The sequence below is a fragment of the Serratia sp. CY82433 genome, assembly GCF_052166535.1.
Lineage (GTDB): Bacteria > Pseudomonadota > Gammaproteobacteria > Enterobacterales > Enterobacteriaceae > Serratia > Serratia sarumanii.
In genome coordinates this window covers 2707938-2727039 of the sequence record NZ_JBJNOR010000001.1, presented here as the reverse complement: position 1 = coordinate 2727039, position 19102 = coordinate 2707938, and the positions used below count along the sequence as shown (strand labels likewise).

17 protein-coding genes are annotated in these 19102 nt (G+C 60.3%); 10 read left to right on the top strand and 7 right to left on the bottom strand.

What is annotated here, in order from left to right:
• Positions 1-306: 306 nt before the first annotated feature.
• The gene (glk, locus tag ACJ8PI_RS13170; RefSeq protein WP_033653702.1) at positions 307-1269 is read left to right on the top strand and encodes a glucokinase; all 963 of its coding nucleotides are present in this window, start codon (positions 307-309) and stop codon (positions 1267-1269) included.
• A gap of 71 nt (positions 1270-1340) precedes the next feature.
• Here the strand turns inward: glk and ACJ8PI_RS13165 are convergent, their stop codons facing one another.
• Positions 1341-2570, bottom strand: coding sequence for an L-lactate MFS transporter (locus ACJ8PI_RS13165; RefSeq protein WP_033648111.1), 1230 nt, complete (start codon positions 2568-2570; stop codon positions 1341-1343).
• A 397-nt stretch (positions 2571-2967) separates the two neighbouring features.
• Here ACJ8PI_RS13165 and ACJ8PI_RS13160 point away from each other — a divergent pair, with 397 nt between their 5' ends.
• Complete coding sequence (locus ACJ8PI_RS13160) at positions 2968-3300, top strand: DUF2502 domain-containing protein (RefSeq protein ID WP_103799104.1); 333 nt, start codon at positions 2968-2970, stop codon at positions 3298-3300.
• Positions 3301-3304: 4 nt separating this feature from the next.
• Here the strand turns inward: ACJ8PI_RS13160 and ACJ8PI_RS13155 are convergent, their stop codons facing one another.
• From ACJ8PI_RS13155 to ACJ8PI_RS13145, 3 genes are all read right to left on the bottom strand, one after another.
• A complete protein-coding gene (locus ACJ8PI_RS13155) occupies positions 3305-4039 on the bottom strand; it encodes a LytR/AlgR family response regulator transcription factor (RefSeq protein WP_164134483.1) in 735 nt (244 codons plus the stop codon).
• Positions 4036-5727, bottom strand: coding sequence for a sensor histidine kinase (locus tag ACJ8PI_RS13150; protein WP_033635418.1), 1692 nt, complete (start codon positions 5725-5727; stop codon positions 4036-4038). The genes ACJ8PI_RS13155 and ACJ8PI_RS13150 overlap by 4 nt, the downstream gene beginning before the upstream one ends.
• Before the next feature lie 99 nt (positions 5728-5826).
• On the bottom strand, positions 5827-7071 hold the full coding sequence (locus tag ACJ8PI_RS13145; RefSeq protein ID WP_039564882.1) for a DUF1479 domain-containing protein: 1245 nt from the start codon (positions 7069-7071) through the stop codon (positions 5827-5829).
• Between the two features lie 168 nt (positions 7072-7239).
• Here ACJ8PI_RS13145 and ACJ8PI_RS13140 point away from each other — a divergent pair, with 168 nt between their 5' ends.
• The 3 genes from ACJ8PI_RS13140 (at position 7240) to ACJ8PI_RS13130 (ending at position 9763) form a co-directional block, all read left to right on the top strand.
• Positions 7240-7779 carry a GNAT family N-acetyltransferase gene (locus ACJ8PI_RS13140; protein ID WP_033648108.1) on the top strand — a complete coding sequence of 180 codons (540 nt, stop codon included), beginning with the start codon at positions 7240-7242 and terminating at the stop codon, positions 7777-7779.
• 119 nt (positions 7780-7898) lie between these two features.
• A complete protein-coding gene (alaC, locus tag ACJ8PI_RS13135) occupies positions 7899-9128 on the top strand; it encodes an alanine transaminase (protein WP_039564884.1) in 1230 nt (409 codons plus the stop codon).
• A gap of 110 nt (positions 9129-9238) precedes the next feature.
• Positions 9239-9763, top strand: a complete 525-nt coding sequence (locus ACJ8PI_RS13130; RefSeq protein WP_103772930.1) for a cytochrome b — start codon at positions 9239-9241, stop codon at positions 9761-9763.
• Positions 9764-9829: 66 nt separating this feature from the next.
• Here ACJ8PI_RS13130 and ypdK read toward each other — a convergent pair whose 3' ends face one another.
• Complete coding sequence (gene ypdK, locus ACJ8PI_RS13125) at positions 9830-9904, bottom strand: membrane protein YpdK (RefSeq protein WP_099782600.1); 75 nt, start codon at positions 9902-9904, stop codon at positions 9830-9832.
• Positions 9905-10303: 399 nt separating this feature from the next.
• On the opposite strand from ypdK, the gene ACJ8PI_RS13120 reads away from it, so the two are divergent.
• A complete protein-coding gene (locus ACJ8PI_RS13120; protein ID WP_103799102.1) occupies positions 10304-10831 on the top strand; it encodes a DUF2778 domain-containing protein in 528 nt (175 codons plus the stop codon).
• A gap of 558 nt (positions 10832-11389) precedes the next feature.
• Here the strand turns inward: ACJ8PI_RS13120 and ACJ8PI_RS13115 are convergent.
• Positions 11390-11827: an antitoxin HicB gene (locus ACJ8PI_RS13115; RefSeq protein WP_033648105.1), complete on the bottom strand. Its 438-nt coding sequence runs from the start codon at positions 11825-11827 to the stop codon at positions 11390-11392.
• A 581-nt stretch (positions 11828-12408) separates the two neighbouring features.
• Here ACJ8PI_RS13115 and pgaA point away from each other — a divergent pair.
• Genes pgaA through pgaD form a run of 4 tightly spaced genes read left to right on the top strand, consistent with a single transcriptional unit; the run spans position 12409 to position 18650 of the window.
• Positions 12409-14865, top strand: coding sequence for a poly-beta-1,6 N-acetyl-D-glucosamine export porin PgaA (gene pgaA, locus ACJ8PI_RS13110; protein WP_072271461.1), 2457 nt, complete (start codon positions 12409-12411; stop codon positions 14863-14865).
• 10 nt (positions 14866-14875) lie between these two features.
• Positions 14876-16882 carry a poly-beta-1,6-N-acetyl-D-glucosamine N-deacetylase PgaB gene (pgaB, locus tag ACJ8PI_RS13105; protein ID WP_033653711.1) on the top strand — a complete coding sequence of 669 codons (2007 nt, stop codon included), beginning with the start codon at positions 14876-14878 and terminating at the stop codon, positions 16880-16882.
• Positions 16879-18213, top strand: coding sequence for a poly-beta-1,6-N-acetyl-D-glucosamine synthase (pgaC, locus tag ACJ8PI_RS13100; RefSeq protein ID WP_033653713.1), 1335 nt, complete (start codon positions 16879-16881; stop codon positions 18211-18213). Before pgaB ends, pgaC begins: the two co-directional genes overlap by 4 nt.
• Positions 18210-18650, top strand: a complete 441-nt coding sequence (gene pgaD / locus ACJ8PI_RS13095) for a poly-beta-1,6-N-acetyl-D-glucosamine biosynthesis protein PgaD (protein WP_015378639.1) — start codon at positions 18210-18212, stop codon at positions 18648-18650. The genes pgaC and pgaD overlap by 4 nt, the downstream gene beginning before the upstream one ends.
• On the opposite strand, the gene ACJ8PI_RS13090 is transcribed toward pgaD, so the two are convergent.
• A complete protein-coding gene (locus tag ACJ8PI_RS13090) occupies positions 18647-19102 on the bottom strand; it encodes a DUF805 domain-containing protein (RefSeq protein ID WP_060427592.1) in 456 nt (151 codons plus the stop codon). The two genes, pgaD and ACJ8PI_RS13090, sit on opposite strands and share 4 nt — an antisense overlap.

The following is a 19102-nucleotide window of genomic DNA, read 5'->3' as shown; positions in this document are numbered from 1 at the left end:
AATCCCTTGTCGATGCCTCCCTGCAGGGCAGGGAGAGCGGGTGGTTGGGCTGTGGCCACAGCTTGCCAGACTATCGGCGCGCAGGCACGCATTGATATTGCCCGGCGGCGATGACGGTTAACAGTCGCCTGGGGGCGTTTTTTGCCGCAATTTGTTTCAAGGCGCGGCGTCGCGGGCAAGCTGAAACGTTTTTTGTGATCCGGATCGCTATTGGGGTGCAGATCCGGGGCGGGTGATTGTTGTTTTCGCAGCAGGATTTTACAGTGTGGGCAGCTTTTTATTTTTCATTTTGCGGAGACGAAATCAATGACCTATGCCCTCGTGGGTGATGTTGGCGGCACCAATGCCCGCCTGGCGTTGTGCACTGTTGCGACGGGTGAAATTACCCAGGCGAAAACCTATTCCGGCCTGGAGTTCGACAGCCTGGAGGCGGTGATCCGCCAATACCTGAAAGCGTGCGATATCGAGGTGCAGGATGCCTGTATCGCGATCGCCTGCCCGGTGACCGAAGACTGGGTGGCGATGACCAACCACAGCTGGGCGTTCTCGATCAAAGAAATGAAGGCCAGCCTGGGGCTGAGCCACCTGGAAGTGATCAACGATTTCACCGCCGTCTCGATGGCGATCCCGATGCTTTCGCCGGATGACGTGCTGCAGTTTGGCGGCGGCGATGCGCAGCCGGGCAAACCGATCGCGGTGTACGGCGCCGGCACAGGGCTGGGCGTCGCCCACCTGGTGCACGTCGATCGCCGCTGGGTCAGCCTGCCGGGCGAGGGCGGCCATGTCGATTTCGCGCCGAACAGCGAAGAAGAGGACATCATTCTGGAGGTGCTGCGCGGTGAAGTGGGGCACGTTTCCGCCGAGCGCGTGCTATCCGGGCCGGGTCTGGTCAATCTGTATCGCGCCATCGTCAAGGCGGACAACCGCCTGCCGGAAAAATGGGAGCCGAAGGACATCACCGAGCGGGCGCTGGCAGACAGCTGTATCGATTGCCGCCGCGCGCTGTCGCTGTTTTGCGTGATCATGGGGCGCTTCGGCGGCAACCTGGCGCTGAATCTGGGCACCTTTGGCGGCGTGTACATCGCCGGCGGCATCGTGCCGCGCTTTATGGAATTCTTCAAGGCCTCGGGCTTCCGCGCCGCCTTCGAAGACAAAGGGCGTTTCCGTGACTATGTGCGCGACATCCCGGTGTTCATGATAACGCACGGCCAGCCGGGCCTGCTGGGTGCCGGCGCGCATCTGCGCCAGACGCTGGGCATGCAGCTGTAAGCCCAGAGATGAAGTAATAAAAAAAGGGGGCGCAACCCGCAGGTTGCGCCCCTTGTCGTTTTCGTGGGGGATCAGGCTTTGGCCAATTCCGCCGTCTGGGCGGTTTCTGCCGTTTCCGCTTCCACCCCTTTCGGCGCTTTGATGAACAGCGTAATCAGCAGGGAGGCGGCGGACAGGACGCCAATCACCATGAAGGTGGCGTGGAAGCCGCCGAAGTATTTGGCGACGAACGAACCGGCCAGCGCGCCCAGGCCGAAGCCCTGGTAGATGATGCCGTAGTTTTTGCTGTGGTTTTTCAGGCCGAAGAAGTCGCCGACAATCGCCGGGAACACGGTGATGTTGCCGCCGAAGCAGAAGGCCACCGCGCCGACGCAGATGAAGAACAGCGTGTGGTTCAGGGTCATGAAGCTCAGGGCGACAATCGCCAGCACGGTAACCAGCATGGTGAAGCTGATGACGCGCATGCGGCCTACTTTATCGGACAGCGTACCCAGGATGATGCGGCCGGCGGTGTTGAAGATGGCGACGGCGGACACGGTGTTGGCGGCGGTGGCCAAATCCATCCCGGCCAGTTGAACGCCCATGTCTTTCACGATGCCGATGAGGTACAGACCGCTCATGCAGGCCGCGAAGAAGATGGTGAACAGCAGGTAGGCTTCTTTGGTGGCCAGCATCTGGCGCACGCTGAAGTCGTTGCCCAGACCGTTGGCGCCTTGCTGCGCGGCGTTGGTCGCCAGCACCGGCTCTTTCAGCAGCAGGGAGCCGACGACGATCAGGCCCATCACGATGGCACCCCAGTAGAAGAAGGCGCCGGAAACGCCGACGTCGGCGATCAGGGCGGCATTGACGTATTTGAACAGCAGGCTGCCGCTGCCGAAGGCGCCGACGGAGATGCCGGAAATCAGGCCTTTATTGGCCGGGAACCACTTAATCAGGTTGGACAGGGTGGAGATGTAGGCGATACCGACCGCAAAGCCCACCACCACGCCGGCCAGCAGGTAAATCATGTCGAGCGAGCTGACGTGGGCGCTGGCGATCAGGCCCAGGCCGACCAGAATGCCGGAACACAGCGTCAGGTTGCGGATGCCGAAGCGCTCTTGCAGCTTGCCGGCGAACAGCGTGGCGAAGGCCAGGAAGAAGCTGGTGATGGAGAAGGTGGTGGCGACGTCCGCCAGCCCCCAGTGGAACTTGTCGACCAGCGGCTGGTTGAACAGGCTCCAGGTGTAGATGGTGCCCAGGCCCATCTGACAGATGATGGTGCCGAGAACGATTAAGCTGCGATTTGCCGGTTTGGTGTTCATGGCCGGTCTCCTTCCTGTGTGTGCGTTGCCGGGCGTGAGCCGCTGGCTGAAATTTGCGGGGTGAAGCTGTGTTCCCGCGGTATGGGCTTATTATATGGCCGGCCCCCCTAGCGGGCGGCGGATCGGGAATGAGTTGCACGGCGGAAGGAATGAAATGCATGTTATGCGGCGTGAGTTGCCGTTTTAGCGCCGAAAAGCGCGTGAAATGCCGTGGGTGGCACGTGATCTACATCAAAGATATCAACGATTTATTGTTAACTGCCGGTGAACGATTGTGGTGAAATTGTGAAGGATGCGTCTGAAAGGCGTAAATCGGCATTGCGCCTATAGAGCGGTGATGAGCGCGGGACTATGTTATCTGCGATCGGACGAGGTCCGCTCTGCAGGAGTCCATGAAATGAAAAAAACGCTGTTGTTACTGGCCGCGCTGCTGGCGCTGCCGCTGGCGAGCCAGGCCGACGTGTCCATCGGCGTGAACGTGCCGGGCCTGTCGTTGCATATCGGCGATCGCGATAATCGCGGCCACTACTGGGACGGCTATCGCTGGCGCGATCCGCGCTGGTGGGCCGATCACCACCGGCATGAACGTCCGCGCGGGTACTATTATGGCCCGCCGCCACGGGTGATTTACTACGGGCCGCCGCGGCGCGACTGGCGAGATCGGCCGCATTACCGCATGCCGCCACCGCCGCCGCCCGGCTATTACTACCGTCCGGGCCCGCGCTGGTAAGCGCTTACAGGCGCATCAGCTGGCGAAACTCTTTCACCTTGCTGCGGCTGACCGGCACTTCAAACTCAAGATCGCTCAGCCGCAGAATGTAGGTATTGTTGAACCAGGGCACGATCTCGCGGATCTTCGCCAGGTTAACGCAGTAAGAGCGATGGCAGCGGAAGAAATGCGCTTCCGGCAGCCGGCCGTAAAACTCGGTGATGTTCATCGGCATCACGAACTCTTCACGGCGGGTATAGACCCGCGTCACCTTTTCATCGGCGGCGGCGTAGTAGATGTCGTTGATGTCGGTAACGATGATCCGCTCGTCTTTGATCAGGTTGATGCTGTGGCTGCCGCGGTTCGGCGCGCTGGCCGGTTCCGCCCCACCGGCGGGGCGCTGGTGCAGCGCCTCCAGCTTTTGCAGCATGGTGACGATGCGCGCTTCGTGATAGGGCTTGAGGATATAGTCGAACGCCTCGATCTCGAACGCTTCCACCGCGTGCTCTTTATAGGCGGTGATGAACACGATCGACGGGCGATGCGCGAACTTGCTGATGTTTTGCGCCAGCAGCACGCCGTCCAGCGACGGGATATTGATGTCGAGGAAAATGGCGTCGACCTGGTGGGTTTGCAGGTATTTCAGGACGTCGAGCCCGTCCTCGAAGCTGGCGACGATATCGATATTGCTGTGTTTCTTGATCAGGTAGCTGAGTTCTTCCTGCGCGAGGAATTCGTCTTCCACGATGATGGCTTTCATGAGGCCTCCCCGACCGGCGGCGCGCTCGGTTCCTGATGCAGCTTGCCGCCGTTTTTGCTGATGTAGAACGCGATTTCGGTGCCCGGCTCAAGGCGGCGGATATGCAGCCCTTCACCGTACAGCAGCGACACGCGGTGGTGCACGTTGAGCAGGCCGATATTGTGGCCCGGCATCTCGTTGCGCGCCACCCGGTCGATGGTTTCCTGATTGATGCCGTGGCCGGTATCCTTCACCGAAATCTTCACCCGATCGCCCTGATCTTTCACCGCGATCACCACCACCCCTTTACCCTTGCAGGGCTGGATGCCGTGCACGATGGCGTTTTCCACCAGCGGCTGGATCAGCAGGCTGGGAATGCGCACCGAGACATCGTCGTCGATGTCGTAAATCACCGTCAGCTTGGCGCCGAAGCGCGCCTGTTCGATGGCGATATAGTCCTGAATCTGATGCAGCTCCTTGCGGATATCGATCAGTTCGTCGTTTAGCTCCAGGTTGTAGCGCAGGTAGCGCGACAGATTGATGATCAGCTGGCGCGCGGTGTCCGGATTCAGGCGAATAGAGGAAGAGATGGCGTTCAGCGCGTTGAACAGGAAGTGCGGGTTGATCTTGCTCTGCAGCGCGCGCATTTCGGCTTTGTCCGCCATCTGGCGCAGATGCTCGATGCGGGAAACCTCGATCTGCGTGGAGATGATTTGCGACAGCCCGACCGCCATCACCTTCAGCGTGTTGGTGATCTGGTGGGCGTGGCAGTAGTAAATTTTCAGCGCGCCGGTCACTTCGCCTTTTTCCCACAGCGGCACCACCAGCTGCGAATGGATCTGCGGCGCGGCCGGGTTTTCCAGGTTGTTCTTGATGATGATTTTGCCGTGGCGAATGCTTTCGCGGGTGACGCGGCTCAGCCCTTCGCGGCCGATCGGGTAGGCTTCGCGCCCTACGCCGACGTAGGCCAGCACCTGATGGGTATCGGTGATCGCCACCGCGTCGGCGCGGATGTCCTGGCGGATGATATCGCAGATGGTGGCCAGCGATTCGCTGTTGATGTTGCGAAAATAGGGCAGCGTCTTGTGGGCGATATCCAGCGCCAGCTTGGCCTGGCGCGCGGCGATCACCTCTTTTTCATCCTCGACGCTCTGCACCAGCAGCACGATCAGGCCGATGCACACCGTGCCGAGGATCATCGGCAGGGCAATCTGCGACACGATGTCCAATCCAAGCTCGGTCGGCTTGGCCCACAGCACGATCAGCAGCATGGTGAGGGATTCGCACAGCATGCCGCCGACGATGCCGGCGCGCCAGCGCTGCTCTTTTTTCACCTTGAGGTTGATGTAGCCGGCGCTGATGCCGGCGATGATGCTGGTGATAAGGCAAGGCACCGAGGTGATGCCGCCGATGTCGATCAGATAGCGGTGCACCCCGGCGACGATGCCGGTGACGATCCCCACCCAGGGGCCGAACAGGATGCCGCCGGCCATGATGGCGATGACGCGCACGTTGACCAGCGACCCTTCGACGTTGATGCCGGAGTAGGTGCTGAACAGCGCGAACAGCGAGAAGATCGCCGTGACGATGCCGAGCTCGAGCGGCGTATGGTCTTCTTTTTGCAGCAGTTGGCGGAACAGCCGGGTGCGGGTCAGGAAAAACAGACAGATCAACATCAGCGCGGCGCGATCAAACACCGCCAACAGCATTTCAAAAAAAGGGTGCACGACGGGTTCTCGCTGCGGCCTACGGATGGCGGCAGTATACCACAGCGAAAGGGGCCCGTGGCGCGCGCCACGGGCGGGGGATCAGCCCATGCCGAGCTGCGCTTTACCCAGCTGCGTCAGCAGGTCGGCGGTGGCGCGGCCGTCGAAATCCACCTCGAAGTCGTCGGGGGCGAAGTCCGGCGGCGTTCTGCCGTCGATAAAGCTCGGCAGCTGGCGCTGCAGATAGGCGTCGTTTTTCTCGCAGCCCGGCGCGGCGGCGATGTACATCACGTTGCTGTCGAACTCGCCGTTATGCTCGTTCTCCACCGCGTGGATCACGTCGCAGTGCCAAAATACCGTGTCGCCCGGCTCCAGATCGGGAATAGGGGAAATCCCACTTAATAAAAGGGGATGCCATTTTTCCGAGATCGACAGCGCGCGGCCCGGCGCCGCATCGCACAGATCGTCGTCGGCGACGTCGTCCTGCAGCGCGCGCAGCAGCACATAGGCCATGGCATTGGCGATCGGCACCAGGTTCAGCGTGCCGGCATTGGTGCGCTGCGGCGTCAGCGCCGTCCAACCCTGGAAGGTGCGGAACATCGAACAGACCGCCGGGGAGGCTATCTCGCGCACCTCGGTGCGGCCGTCGGCGGCGAAGGGATCGTACTGCTGCCAGTCGCCGGAGAAAACGTGGCGATACACATAGCGGAAGTTTTCGTCCAGCCAGCGCTCGATGGTGCCGCTGTCGACGTGCGGCGACAGACCCAGCGACGAGGAGTTCGGCGGGCGGCGGCGGGTACGATCGGCATAGGTGGCGACGCGGGTCGGATCGAAATGCTGTTTGCCGTTGCTCTCGGTGGCCCACAGGCTATTGAGGAACACCTGCACCGCATGCATGCGCGCATCCTGCCGCGCCTCGACCTGCGGTTTCGACCAATAGATGCCGTAGATCTGCGGTTTGCTGGCGGCCAGTTTGCCGAAATAGTTGTCTTCGGCGGCGTTTTTCAACCGCTCGACGAAGTTGTTGCGCTCGAGGTAGTCGCCGATTTCCCGGTTCCAGCCCTCGGCCTTGGCGCGGGGAAACACGCCGCGAATGGCGCAGGCGCCGCGCTGTTTGATCAGTGCTATCTGCTGTTCGCTGACGCGCTGTTGCAGGATATCTTCCGCGTCGATCTGCGGCACCGGATTGTGGCCGGCGGCCAGCTCGCGCCGGATCTGTTCGACCTGGCCGCGGATGTTCTCTTCCAGCGCCAGAAATACGTCGCGGTAGTTCGGCAATGCCTGGCGCAGCTGGCGCTTGACGTTAACGATCGTCTGCGGAATATCGTCGATGACTAAAGAGGCCATGGTGTTCTCCTCGTGCCGCGTGAGTGACTGCGGCGAGCGGTTGTAGGGAATCGGGCAAGACGTTATGGTTTTGTGGTTTTAACGTGAATGATTATCGGCAACCAATCGGGGAAAATAAAGAGATATCTTTCATTCGTAAGTTCCTCTTTTTCGTTTTTCGGAGATTTTATGAAGCTGGTCACTGAACGTCTGCACTTACAGTCGATAACCGCCGAGGATTGGCCGCTGTTTTTGCGCCTGTACCAAGATCCCGAGGTGATCCGTTACATCTCCGATCCGCGCAGCGAAGCGGAGATCCGCGCCCGGTTCGAGGAGCGGTTGCCGGCCTGGGACAAACACGGTGAGCAGTGGCTGTGCCTGGTGATGCGTGAGAAGCACAGCGGGGAGGCGGTGGGCGTTACCGGCTTTCGCCCGCAGTGGGTGCCGTATCGGCAGGCGGAAGTGGGATACGGGAGTTTGCCTGCCGGCCAGGGCAAGGGCTATGGCAAGGAGTCGCTGCGGGCGGTGCTGGATTTTGCGGTGAACGCCTGCGGTTTTCACAAGCTGACCGCCACCGTAACCGCGGGCAACCTCGCTTCGCGCGGCCTGCTGGAGTCGTGCGGTTTTCAGCTTGAAGGCACGCTGCGCGACAACTACCGTCTGGCGGGGCAGTGGTGCGACGACTGGCTGTTTGGGCTGCTGGCGGCGGAGTTTCAGGGCGGCAAATAAAAATATCGCGCCGGGTATCGACAAGCTCGTCGGCGCTGCGCTATGTTCGATATTCGGTCAGTTCGCTGGCCAGCGTCGCTCGGACGGTCCGGGCGCTAACGTCTATCGAGGAATCCCCTATGGCTGATAACAGTCCACAGCGCCGTTTTACGCGCATTGAACGCCTTCCCCCTTACGTATTCAACATCACCGCCGAACTGAAGATGGCCGCGCGCCGTCGCGGCGAGGATATTATCGACTTCAGCATGGGTAACCCCGACGGCCCGACGCCGCCGCACATCGTGGAAAAACTGTGCGCCGTCGCCCAGCGCGACGACACCCACGGTTATTCCACCTCGCGCGGCATTCCGCGCCTGCGCCGCGCCATTTCGCGCTGGTATGCCGATCGTTATCAGGTGGACATCGATCCGGAAAGCGAAGCCATCGTCACTATCGGTTCGAAAGAGGGGCTGGCGCACCTGATGCTGGCGACCCTCGATCACGGCGATACCGTGCTGGTGCCGAACCCCAGCTACCCGATCCACATTTACGGCGCGGTGATCGCCGGCGCCCAGGTGCGTTCGGTGCCGCTGGTGGACGGCGTGGATTTCTTCGGTGAGCTGGAGCGCGCCATTCGGGAAACCATTCCGCGCCCGAAAATGATGATCCTCGGCTTCCCGTCCAACCCGACCGCGCAGTGCGTGGAGCTGGATTTCTTCGAGCGGGTGGTGGCGCTGGCCAAGCAGTACAACGTGCTGGTGATCCACGATCTGGCCTATGCCGATATCGTCTATGACGGCTGGCAAGCGCCGTCGATCATGCAGGTGCCGGGGGCGAAAGACATTGCGGTGGAGTTCTTCACCCTGTCGAAAAGCTACAACATGGCCGGCTGGCGCATCGGGTTCATGGTCGGCAACCCCGAGCTGGTCAGCGCGCTGGCGCGCATCAAGAGCTATCACGACTACGGCACCTTTACGCCGCTGCAGGTGGCGGCCATCGCCGCGCTGGAAGGCGATCAGCAGTGCGTGCGCGATATCGCCGAGCAGTATCGGCAGCGCCGCAACGTGTTGGTGAAGGGGCTGCACGAGGCCGGCTGGATGGTGGAAAATCCGAAGGCGTCGATGTACGTCTGGGCGAAAATTCCCGAGCCTTATGCCCACCTCGGTTCGCTGGAGTTCGCCAAACGCCTGCTGGCGGAAGCCAAGGTCTGCGTCTCGCCGGGCATCGGCTTCGGCGACTACGGCGATACCCACGTGCGCTTCGCGCTGATCGAGAACCAGGACCGTATCCGCCAGGCGGTGCGCGGCATCAAGGCGATGTTCCGCGCGGATGGGCTGCTGAAGCCGGGGAAAGGCGGCAGCGCAAAATAATCCTGTCAGGCCGGGCGTTCGCCCGGCCTTATTTTTTCTGTCCCAAGGTTTTCTTCATTATTTCCCCATTATGCTCGACTACGCTGAGTTTTATTTTTTGGACTGAGTGTATGAGTAACCGCTACGCGCGATCGCAAATCGTTTTACATTGGCTGACGCTGCTGCTGGTGATCCTCACCTATTCGGCGATGTTGCTGAAGGATTCGATGCCGGAGGCGTGGGGGCCGGTGGTCAAAAATCTGCACTTTAATTTCGGGGTATCGGTCTTTGCCCTGATGCTGATTCGGTTGGCGGTGCGCGCTTTCCGCGCTGCGCCGCCGATCACGCCCCCGCTGGAGGAATGGCAGGAAGTGGGCGCCAAGATCTTCCATTGGCTGCTGTACGTGGTCTTCCTGATGTTGCCGCTGCTGGGTATGTTAACCCTGGCCTACGGCGGCAAATCGTGGTCTTTGCTGGGCTGGCCGGTGCCGCAGTGGGTGACGCCGGATCCGGTGATGCGCCGGCTGGTCAAAACGGTGCATGAGACGTTGGCAAACGTTGGCTACTTTATCATTGGCGCGCATGCGCTGGCGGCGCTGTATCATCACTATCTGCGCAAGGACGACACCCTGCGCCGCATGATGCCGGGCAAATGATCGCTAGCCGAAACGCCAAAGGGACGCTTGCGCGTCCCTTTGTCTGTGTTCCCGGTCAGGCTGCTGTCAGGCAACCATCAACATGAAGGTGCCAACCCAGGCAACCAGCATGAATGACACGCCCATCAAAAAATATTTCACTGAACAACTCCTGTCTGGAGTCCTCGCCAGCAATGATCCCGATTGTTGTGCTGAGTATTTTATGGGCAACCTGCTTGTCGGGCGGATTCTTCCAAGCGAAAGAACAACGTCCTCGAGCGCGGGTTGTCCGGTTGTCGCGCCTCATGCTCCGTGAGGTAAAATCCGAACCGCGACAGGATCGGCGCTAATGTACTCTCAATACTGGTCTGATTTCAATACTGTGTTTTTGATCACAATTTTTGGCTGTTTTTTGCACAGTGAGGGCTGTTTTATAACGCTTTTTAAGTCGGGTTAGGCCAACTTTCTGACCCACGATAGCCGCAGGTATTCTTTTTCGGTAGATGATTTTTGTGTTAGTGTGAATTTTATACTAATGAACGGTAAAAAGGAGTTTTACCTATGCCGCTACATGGAGAGTTTATCGTTAATAATGCTCAGTTCTCCCCTTTACTCATATACGGTGTTGGCACTTTTCTGGCTTACTCGGGCAATGGAATATATCGTAACCAAGCCGGTTGCGTGGCTGTTGCTGACAATGGCCCAATCCCTCAGGGCCGTTATCACATCGTCAACAGGCTAACGGGCGGCTGGAAAGGAATGTTGAGAACCGATCTTCGTGATTTCTATTCGTGGCCGACATCGACACCGGTTATCAAATATGAGTGGTTTGCCCTCTATCGTGAAGATGGGAAAATCGACGACTATACATGGATCAATGGGGTAAAGCGGGGAAATTTCCGTTTGCATCCATCAGGCCCTTTAGGTATTTCTTTGGGCTGTATTACATTGCAGCATCGGACTGACTTTTTAGCTATTCGTCAGGCATTAGTCTCTACCCGGCCAGTCAGGTTAGTTAACGGCCTGATGTCTTATGGAACGATTGAGGTCATTCTTAATGGAAAGCAGACGTGTCCCAATAGGGATTAAACTTCTGATAGGGGCTGGCATTTATATACTGACATTTTTGCTTGCGAGGCCTTCAGACCCCTCGACTCAGGGGGAGCGTGCATTTTGGATAAAAGCAGCAAACTTGTTCGGTGAACGCGATATTGAGGGGTTTGTAGGTATAGCGCTACTTATCGGCTGCTTGGTTATTACGCTTATAGTCAGCCCAGTAATCATTCGTGTTATTGAAAGAAGGCTTAGGGTTAATTGATTGATATTAAATAATATTTTTATATTAGGACTTTAGGCCTGCACGGGGTTTTGTTTCATCGCCCATGGCTGAATCACTCAGTCATGGGCGATGTTAAGCGTTAGGTATTGCAATGCGGCGGCAGGCGCTCAGGCGACGGCGTTGATGCCGGTCGCCAAAATGACCCAAAAAACGAGACAAGACAGCAGAATAACGGCCCAAATATGACGGCGACTCCACTCCATTTTTAGCCTTCGTTGTTGCGACAAGTGATTAGGTAGCGATCATATCGGCGCAAAACGGGGAAAATTTAGCCCCGTTGGATAATATTTCGCTTACCTGCCGCTAACCTATTGGCAAACTTCGCTTATTGTCACGCGCACTTCGTAGCCCAGCAGATACAGCGCCTGCTCCAACGCCTCAACCTTCGAGGCGTAGCCGATATCCAGCAACCGCTCCATTTGCCCGCCGTTGAATCCCAGCTTGCGCGCCAGCGCCGCTTTGCCGGTGTTTTTGCGCAGCATGGCGTTGTGCAGCTCGATCTTCAGCGCCACCAGCGCCGGCAGATGTACTCTCAGATCATCGGTTTGCACAGGGGAAGGGGCGGGCAGGGGCAGCCCTTCGTCCATCGCGGCGGCGATGGCGGCCAGCAGGCTTTCCTGCGCTTCCAGCTCGATGTCTTCGCGTTTATAGCAGGCAGATTGCCACTCGGGGAAGTCGTGAAAACCGATCTGCCAGGCGTCGCTGTCGCGATCGAAGGTGTAATGGGCGGGGTAGTGGCTGTACATGGCAATCCCTGATTGAAGCCTGAATGAGGCGCTATTGTGACGGCATGCCCGCAAGATAGCCAGCATGAACCCAGCCGTGGGGTAATTTAAATTGAAAGTAATAATTATTAGCAGGCAAATTTAATTTCCTTGTGAGCAATATTCTTATTATTTTTTCCGGGAAGAAAGATTATTTAATTGGGTGTTTGGATTAATATCCCTGTTGATGGGTGATAATGAGAATTAAAATCAAATATCACGCCGGTTTTTATACAATTTCACACGGAAGGGTGAAAATAAGAATATTGATCATGATAAAAGTTCATGTGTTTGATTTGTTGTGGTTTAATTTTTATTATTTCACTTATTAACAATTGTGAAATTCCAGTTTCAGGCAGATATCACCTGGCTGCGGTATTCACCGGCAGCTTTATAAAATACTCTTTTTAGGCAAAGGCGCATTCGATTCTCTTTATGTCTGCGCCAGACAGAAATATTCATTACTCCATGCTTATTACCCGACGGCTCTAGCCGACTTTTCGGGTGCCTGCTCGCATTTGCGCTCTGCCAGGACAGCAGCTCACGGATTAAAGGAATACCTCGTGCCTAAAGTTAACTCGCGTTCATTACGCTTTACCGAACGCCACGTCACCAAATATGCGGCGTCATTGCTGTTTATCGGTTTATCCCTGCCGGCCGCCGCGCTGGCGGATGAACGCTATGACGCGCTGATTCGTCAGGCCAGATCGGGCGATACCGCGCCGGTGCTGGCATATTTATCGCAGCGGCGCGCTCGCGAGGGGTTGAGCCTGCAGCAGCGAGCCGATTATATCCAGGTGGCCGGTTGGGCCGGCCATGACGAAGAGGTGGTCGCACTCTGGCGTGCCGACGGCGCCGCGCTGCAGCGGGATAGCGCCAGCCTGGCGACGGCGGCCCGCGCCTACCGCAATCTTAAGCAGTGGCAACCATCGCTGCGCCTGTGGCGGGCGGCGTTGCAGCTCGCTCCCGCCGACGGCGGCCTGCAGCGTGGCTACGTGATGACGCTGGCGGATGCCGGGCGGGATGCGCAGGCGCAAACGGAAGCGGCCAAAGCGGAGAAGTTACTGGAACCGGCGACGTGGTATCTGACGCGCGCCTATGTGGATCAGGCCGCCGGCCGCAGCTGGGCGGCGTTGGAAAACGTGACCCGCGCCCGTGCGCTGGCGCCGTCCGACGCCGGCATTCAGGCTTATTACGTGACGCTGCTGGCGGCGAACCGGGTCGCGGATCCGGCGCTGCGTGCAAGCCAGGGGCTGGCATTGCCGCCCGCGCAGCAGCGGCGCCTGCAGGCGGATGAAGCCGCCGAACTGGTGCGGCTGTCGTTTATCGATGCTCGTGGCGAACAGGAACGCTTCGTCATCGCCGACCGCGCGCTGGCGCGCTATGACCAACTGCTGACGCAGTGGCGGCCGCTGCCGGAGGCGCAGGACAGCTACCAGCAGGCGCGTATCGATCGCCTGGGCGCGCTGCTGGCGCGTTATCGCATGGCCGATGTGGTGAGCGAGTATCAAACCTTGCAGGCGGAAGGGCGCACGGTGCCGGATTATGCCCAGCGCTGGGCGGCGTCCGCCTACCTCTACCTGCAGCAGCCGGACAAGGCGCAGGCCATTTTCAGCCGCTTGAACGCCGCCGCGCCGCAGGCGGTGACCGCCGAAGACGAAACCGATCTGTTTTACGCGCAGGCGGAGGACGAACGCATCGATCGGGCGGCGTTGCTGGCGCAGCGCGTCAGCCAGCGCTATCCCTACGCGACCCGCCTGTACCAGCTGCCGACGCTGGCCTACAACGATGACTGGCTGGTCGGCCAATCGCTGCTGGCGCAGTCACGGGTTTATCAACGCGATCTGGCCGAGGCCGAACGGCAGTTGACCCATCTGGCGCGCACGGCGCCGGGCAATCAGGGGCTGCGCATCTCATTGGCCAGCGTTTATTTGGCGCGCGGCTGGCCGCGCCGCGCCGAGGACGAGTTGAAGCAGGTGGAAGGGCTGGAGCCGCGCAGCCTGCCGTTGGAGATCCAGCAGGGCTATGTCGCGCAGGAATTGCAGGAGTGGCGGCAGCTGGATTTGCTGGCCGACGACGTCATCCAACGCGCGCCGGAAAGCGTCGCCGCTCAGCAGCTCGAGCGTTCGCGCCGCATTCACCACATGTCTGAACTGCGCATCAGCGGCAATCAGGGCATCGATTCCGACGGGCCGGTCAGCGGCAGCCACGATTTCGGCATTCACGCTGCGCTCTATTCACCGCCGATCGACGACAACTGGCGGCTGTTCACCGGCTGGGGATTCAACACCGGCCAGTTCGACGAGGGCAAGGGCATCAACCGCGATCTCAGCGCCGGCGCCGAGTGGCGCTCGCGCGATCTGTGGCTGGAAGCCGAGGTGGCCAACCGCAACTACGGCCACGGCAATGAGCTCGGCCTGCGACTTTCATCCTGGTATGACCTGAATGATCAATGGCGCCTCGGCGGTTCGGTGGCGCGCCTGTCGGCCGAGACGCCGCTGCGCGCGTTGACCAACGGCATCAGCGCCAACGGCGGCAACCTGTGGCTGCGTTGGCAGCAGAACGAAAGCCGCGAGCTGCGCGCCAGCGTGGCGCCTTCGCACTTCTCGGACGGCAACAACCGGCTGGAATACGGCGTGGAAGGGCGGCAACGGCTGCTCGCCGGCGCCCGTTATCGGCTGGACATGAACCTGACGCTGTCCGGCAGCCGCAACAGCCAGGAGAACGTGCCGTATTACAACCCGAAGCGCGACTTCACGCTGCTGCCGTCGTTAACGCTCGATCACACCCTGTATCGCCATTATCAGACCGAGTGGAGCCAGCAGTTCCAGGCCGGTGCCGGCAGCTATTGGCAGCGGGACTATGCGCGCAAGCCGATCACCCAACTGGGTTACGGCCAGCGCATCAGCTGGAACGGGGTGCTGGACGCCGGCGCGATGCTGCAGTTTGAGAAGCATCCTTACGACGGCAAGCGCGAGCGGAACATCGGCGTGACGTTTGATCTGAATTATCGTTTTTAAAGGAATAATCATGCTTATTCGATCTTCGCTTTTCGTGTTGGCCGCGTTGCTGACCACCGCCTGCAGCCAGGCGGACGTGCCGCGCTTCACGCCGCCGGCGGAGCGGCCCGTGGGGCCGATGGAACGCCCGTGGCCGGCCAACCGTTACGCGGTGCTGGCGTATCACGACGTGGAAGACGGCGCGGCGGACCAGCGCTACATGTCGGTGCGCACCAGCGCGCTCAATGAACAGTTCGCCTGGCTGAAGCAAAACGGCTACCAGCCGGTGTCGGTCGAGCAGATCCTGCAGGCGCAAAACGGCGGCCCGGCGTTGCCGAACAAGGCGGTGCTGCTGACCTTCGACGACGGCTACCGCAGCTTCTACAGCCGGGTCTTCCCGCTGCTGAAGGCCTACAACTGGCCGGCGGTGCTGGCGCCGGTCGGCGTCTGGCTGGATGCGCCGGCCGACAAGCCGGTCGATTTCGGCGGCCTGATGACGCCGCGCGATCGCTTCCTCACCTGGCAGCAGGTGCGGGAAGTGTCGGACTCCGGCTTGGTGGAGATCGGCGCGCACACCTACGCTTCGCATTACGGCGGCATCGCCAACCCGCAGGGCAATACCGAACCGGCGGTTGCCAATCGGTTGTATGACGCCAAACAGGGCCGTTACGAAAGCGAGGCGGAATATCGCCAACGCATCGAGAAGGACGTGGCGTTGATCACCCAGCGCATCACCGCCGCCACCGGCAAGGCGCCGCGCGTCTGGGTCTGGCCGTACGGCGCGGCCGGCGGCGTGGCGCTGGACATCGCGCGCAAGCACGGTTACCGCATGGCGCTGACGCTGGAGAACGGGCTGGCAGACGTCAACGCGCCTGAGAACGTGCCGCGCATGCTGGTGGCCGGCAACCCGTCGCTGACGAGCTTCGCCCAGCAGCTGACGCAGATACAGAACCGGCAGATCATGCGGGTGGCGCACGTCGATCTCGACTACCTTTACGATCCCGATCCGCAGCAGCAGGCCAAAAACCTCGACAAGCTGATCCAGCGCATCTACGACCTGCGCATCAATACCGTTTTCCTGCAGGCGTTCGCCGATCCAAAAGGCGACGGCAACGTGCGCGAGCTCTATTTCCCCAACCGCTGGCTGCCGATGAAGGCCGACCTGTTCAACCGGGTCTCCTGGCAGCTCTCTTCGCGCACCGGCGTGGCCGTGTATGCCTGGATGCCGGTGTTGGCGTTCGAGCTGGGATCTGACGTGCCGCGCGTACAGCGCCTCGATCCGCAAAACGGGCAGTTGTCGGTAGACGACAAGCAGTACCGCCGCCTGTCCCCGTTCAGCCCGGTGGCGCGCCAGCGCATCGGTGAGATCTACGAGGATCTGGCGGCTCACGCCACCTTCAAAGGGATCCTGTTCCACGACGATGCCCTGCTGTCGGACTTCGAAGATGCCGGCCCCGACGCCGCTGCTGCCTACCGCCAGGCCGGCTTCGCCGATTCGGTGGCGGCGATACGCCAGGATCCGCAGGCGATGGCGCGCTGGACGCGCTTCAAGAGCCGGGCGCTGATCGAATTTACCCAGTCGCTGACCGAGCGGGTGCGGGCGATCCGCGGCCCGCAGGTGCAAACCGCGCGCAACATCTATGCGATGCCGGTGCTCGATCCCGCCAGCGAAGCCTGGTTTGGCCAGAATCTGGCGGATTTCCTGCAGGCCTACGACTGGGTGGCGCCGATGGCGATGCCGCTGATGGAAAACGTGCCGCGCGCCGACAGCGGCCGCTGGCTGGATCAACTGGTGGGCAAAGTGGCCGCTTACCCCGGCGCGCTCGATAAAACGGTGTTTGAGTTGCAGGCCGTCGACTGGCGCAAGGAGCGCCGGATCAGCCTGGATGACGGTCAACTGCTGGCCGAATGGATGCGTCGCCTGCAGCGCAATGGCGCTCAGAGCTTTGGTTATTACCCCGACAACTTCCTCGACGATCGGCCTAAGCTGGATGCCGTTCGCCCGGTGTTGTCCTCAGCCTGGTTCCCACTGCCATGACCGATCGTTTAATTGCCTTATTCATCCTGTGTCTGGTGTTGAGCGTGCCTTTCGGCATCGTCCTGCTGTTTACCGGCGAAGTGCTGCTCAACTTCGTGTTTTTCTGGCCGCTGTTCATGTCCGGTATCTGGATCGCCGGTGGCATCTATTTCTGGCTGCACCGCGAGCGCCACTGGCGCTGGAGCCCGGACATGCCCGCGCCGGTGCTGCCGGGCAACCCGTCGATCAGCGTGCTGATCCCCTGTTTCAACGAAGGGTTGAACGCGCGTGAAACCATTTCGGCGGCGATGGCGCAGCGCTATGAAAATATCGAAGTGATCGCCATCAACGACGGCTCCAGCGATGACACCGCCGAGGTGCTGGATCAGTTGACGCTGGAGTTCCCCCGGCTGCGGGTGATCCATCTGGCGCAAAATCAGGGCAAAGCGATCGCGCTGCAGGCGGGCGCGGCGGCGGCGCGCAGCGAGTATCTGGTGTGCATCGACGGCGATGCGCTGCTGGATCGCGATGCGGCGGCCTATTTGGTGGCGCCGCTGTTGGCCAATCCGCACGTCGGCGCGGTGACCGGCAACCCGCGCATCCGCACGCGCTCCACGCTGATCGGCCGCATCCAGGTCGGTGAGTTTTCATCGATCATCGGCCTTATCAAGCGCACGCAGCGCGTTTATGGCCGCCTGTTCACCATCTCCGGCGTGGTGGCCGCGTTTCGTAAGCAAGCGCTTACCGATGTCGGTTACTGGAGCCAGGACATGATCACCGAAGACATTGACATCAGCTGGAAACTGCAGCTCAAGCACTGGGCTATCTTCTTCGAACCGCGGGCGTTGTGCTGGATCCTGATGCCGGAGACCCTGCGCGGGCTGTGGAAGCAGCGCCTGCGCTGGGCGCAGGGCGGCGCCGAGGTGTTTTTAAAGAATCTGCGCAACCTGTGGGCCTGGGAGCACCGGCATATGTGGCTGCTGTTCGCCGAGTATTGCCTCTCCACGTTGTGGGCGTTCACTTACCTGGTCAGCGTGCTGATTTTCCTGGTCGGGCTGGCGGTGCCGCTACCGGAGGGCATCCGCATTCACTCGTTGCTGACGCCGGCGTTTACCGGCCTGGTGCTGGGCGTGGTGTGCCTGCTGCAGTTCACCGTCAGCCTGCTGCTGGAGAAGCGCTATGAGAAGGGCTTCGGCCGCTCGCTGTTCTGGATCATCTGGTATCCGCTGGTGTATTGGCTGCTCAGCCTGCTGACCACGCTGGTGGCGTTTTCCAAAGTGATGTTGAAAGCTCGGCGCGGGCGTGCGCGCTGGATCAGCCCCGACCGGGGCATTGGGAGGATCAAAGAATGACGGACGTCCTGATTTATTCCGAACGCGGCCTGTTGCCGCGCGTGGTAGACAGCCTGCTGACGCTTTTCGCCTGGTGCGGCTTCCTTTATCTGTTCAGCCGCGGCCTGATGTCGGTGATGGATCAGCACGGGGTGGGCTCCGCCCTGTCGCTGCTGGAAGTGATCTCGCTGTACATCATTGTGGCGTTGTTCAATGCCGTCACGCTGATCGCCTGGGCCAAATACAACCAGTATTTCTCCCGTCGCAGGGCGGCCGACCGCTGGCGGAAACAGCAACAGAACACCCACATCGGCTATATCACGCCCGAGCTGACCCGGCAGCTGCGGCGTTTGCCGATCGCCGTGGTGTCCCATAACAGCGGCGGCGGCATCAGCCAGGTCAGCGGTAGGCTGACGGCGGCCGAACCGGCCGCGAACAAGGTGGTGCAGCTGCGTTAGTCGTCAGCGTTGCCGTCCGGCCTGCGGCGCAGCCCGCCCGGCGGCAACAGCAGAGCGCAGATCATGACGGCCAGGCTGAAAAGCGGCAGCCAGCGCGCCACCGGGCCGGGGGAGTAGTTGTTGAGCACCGAGCAAACATAGCACGCTGCGGCCAGCGCCCAGCCGGGCAGGCCGATATCGTTGAGCCGAAACGCGGTTTTGGCCATGAACCACGCCACCAGGCCGAAACAGAACAGTGCCCAAACCATAATGCACAGCAGATACAGCAGCACCGAGACGAATTCCTCGGTATCGCTGTGCGCATGGGCGCGAAAATGGTTTTTGTCCAGATAGGTCGACAGAAACGACAGCAGCACGATGCCAACGGCGAAGATCGCCAGCGAGAAAATAAAGGGTTTGCGCGAGATGCGCCCACGGTACAGGTCTTTGGCGAGTTGTCCGAGAGATTCCAT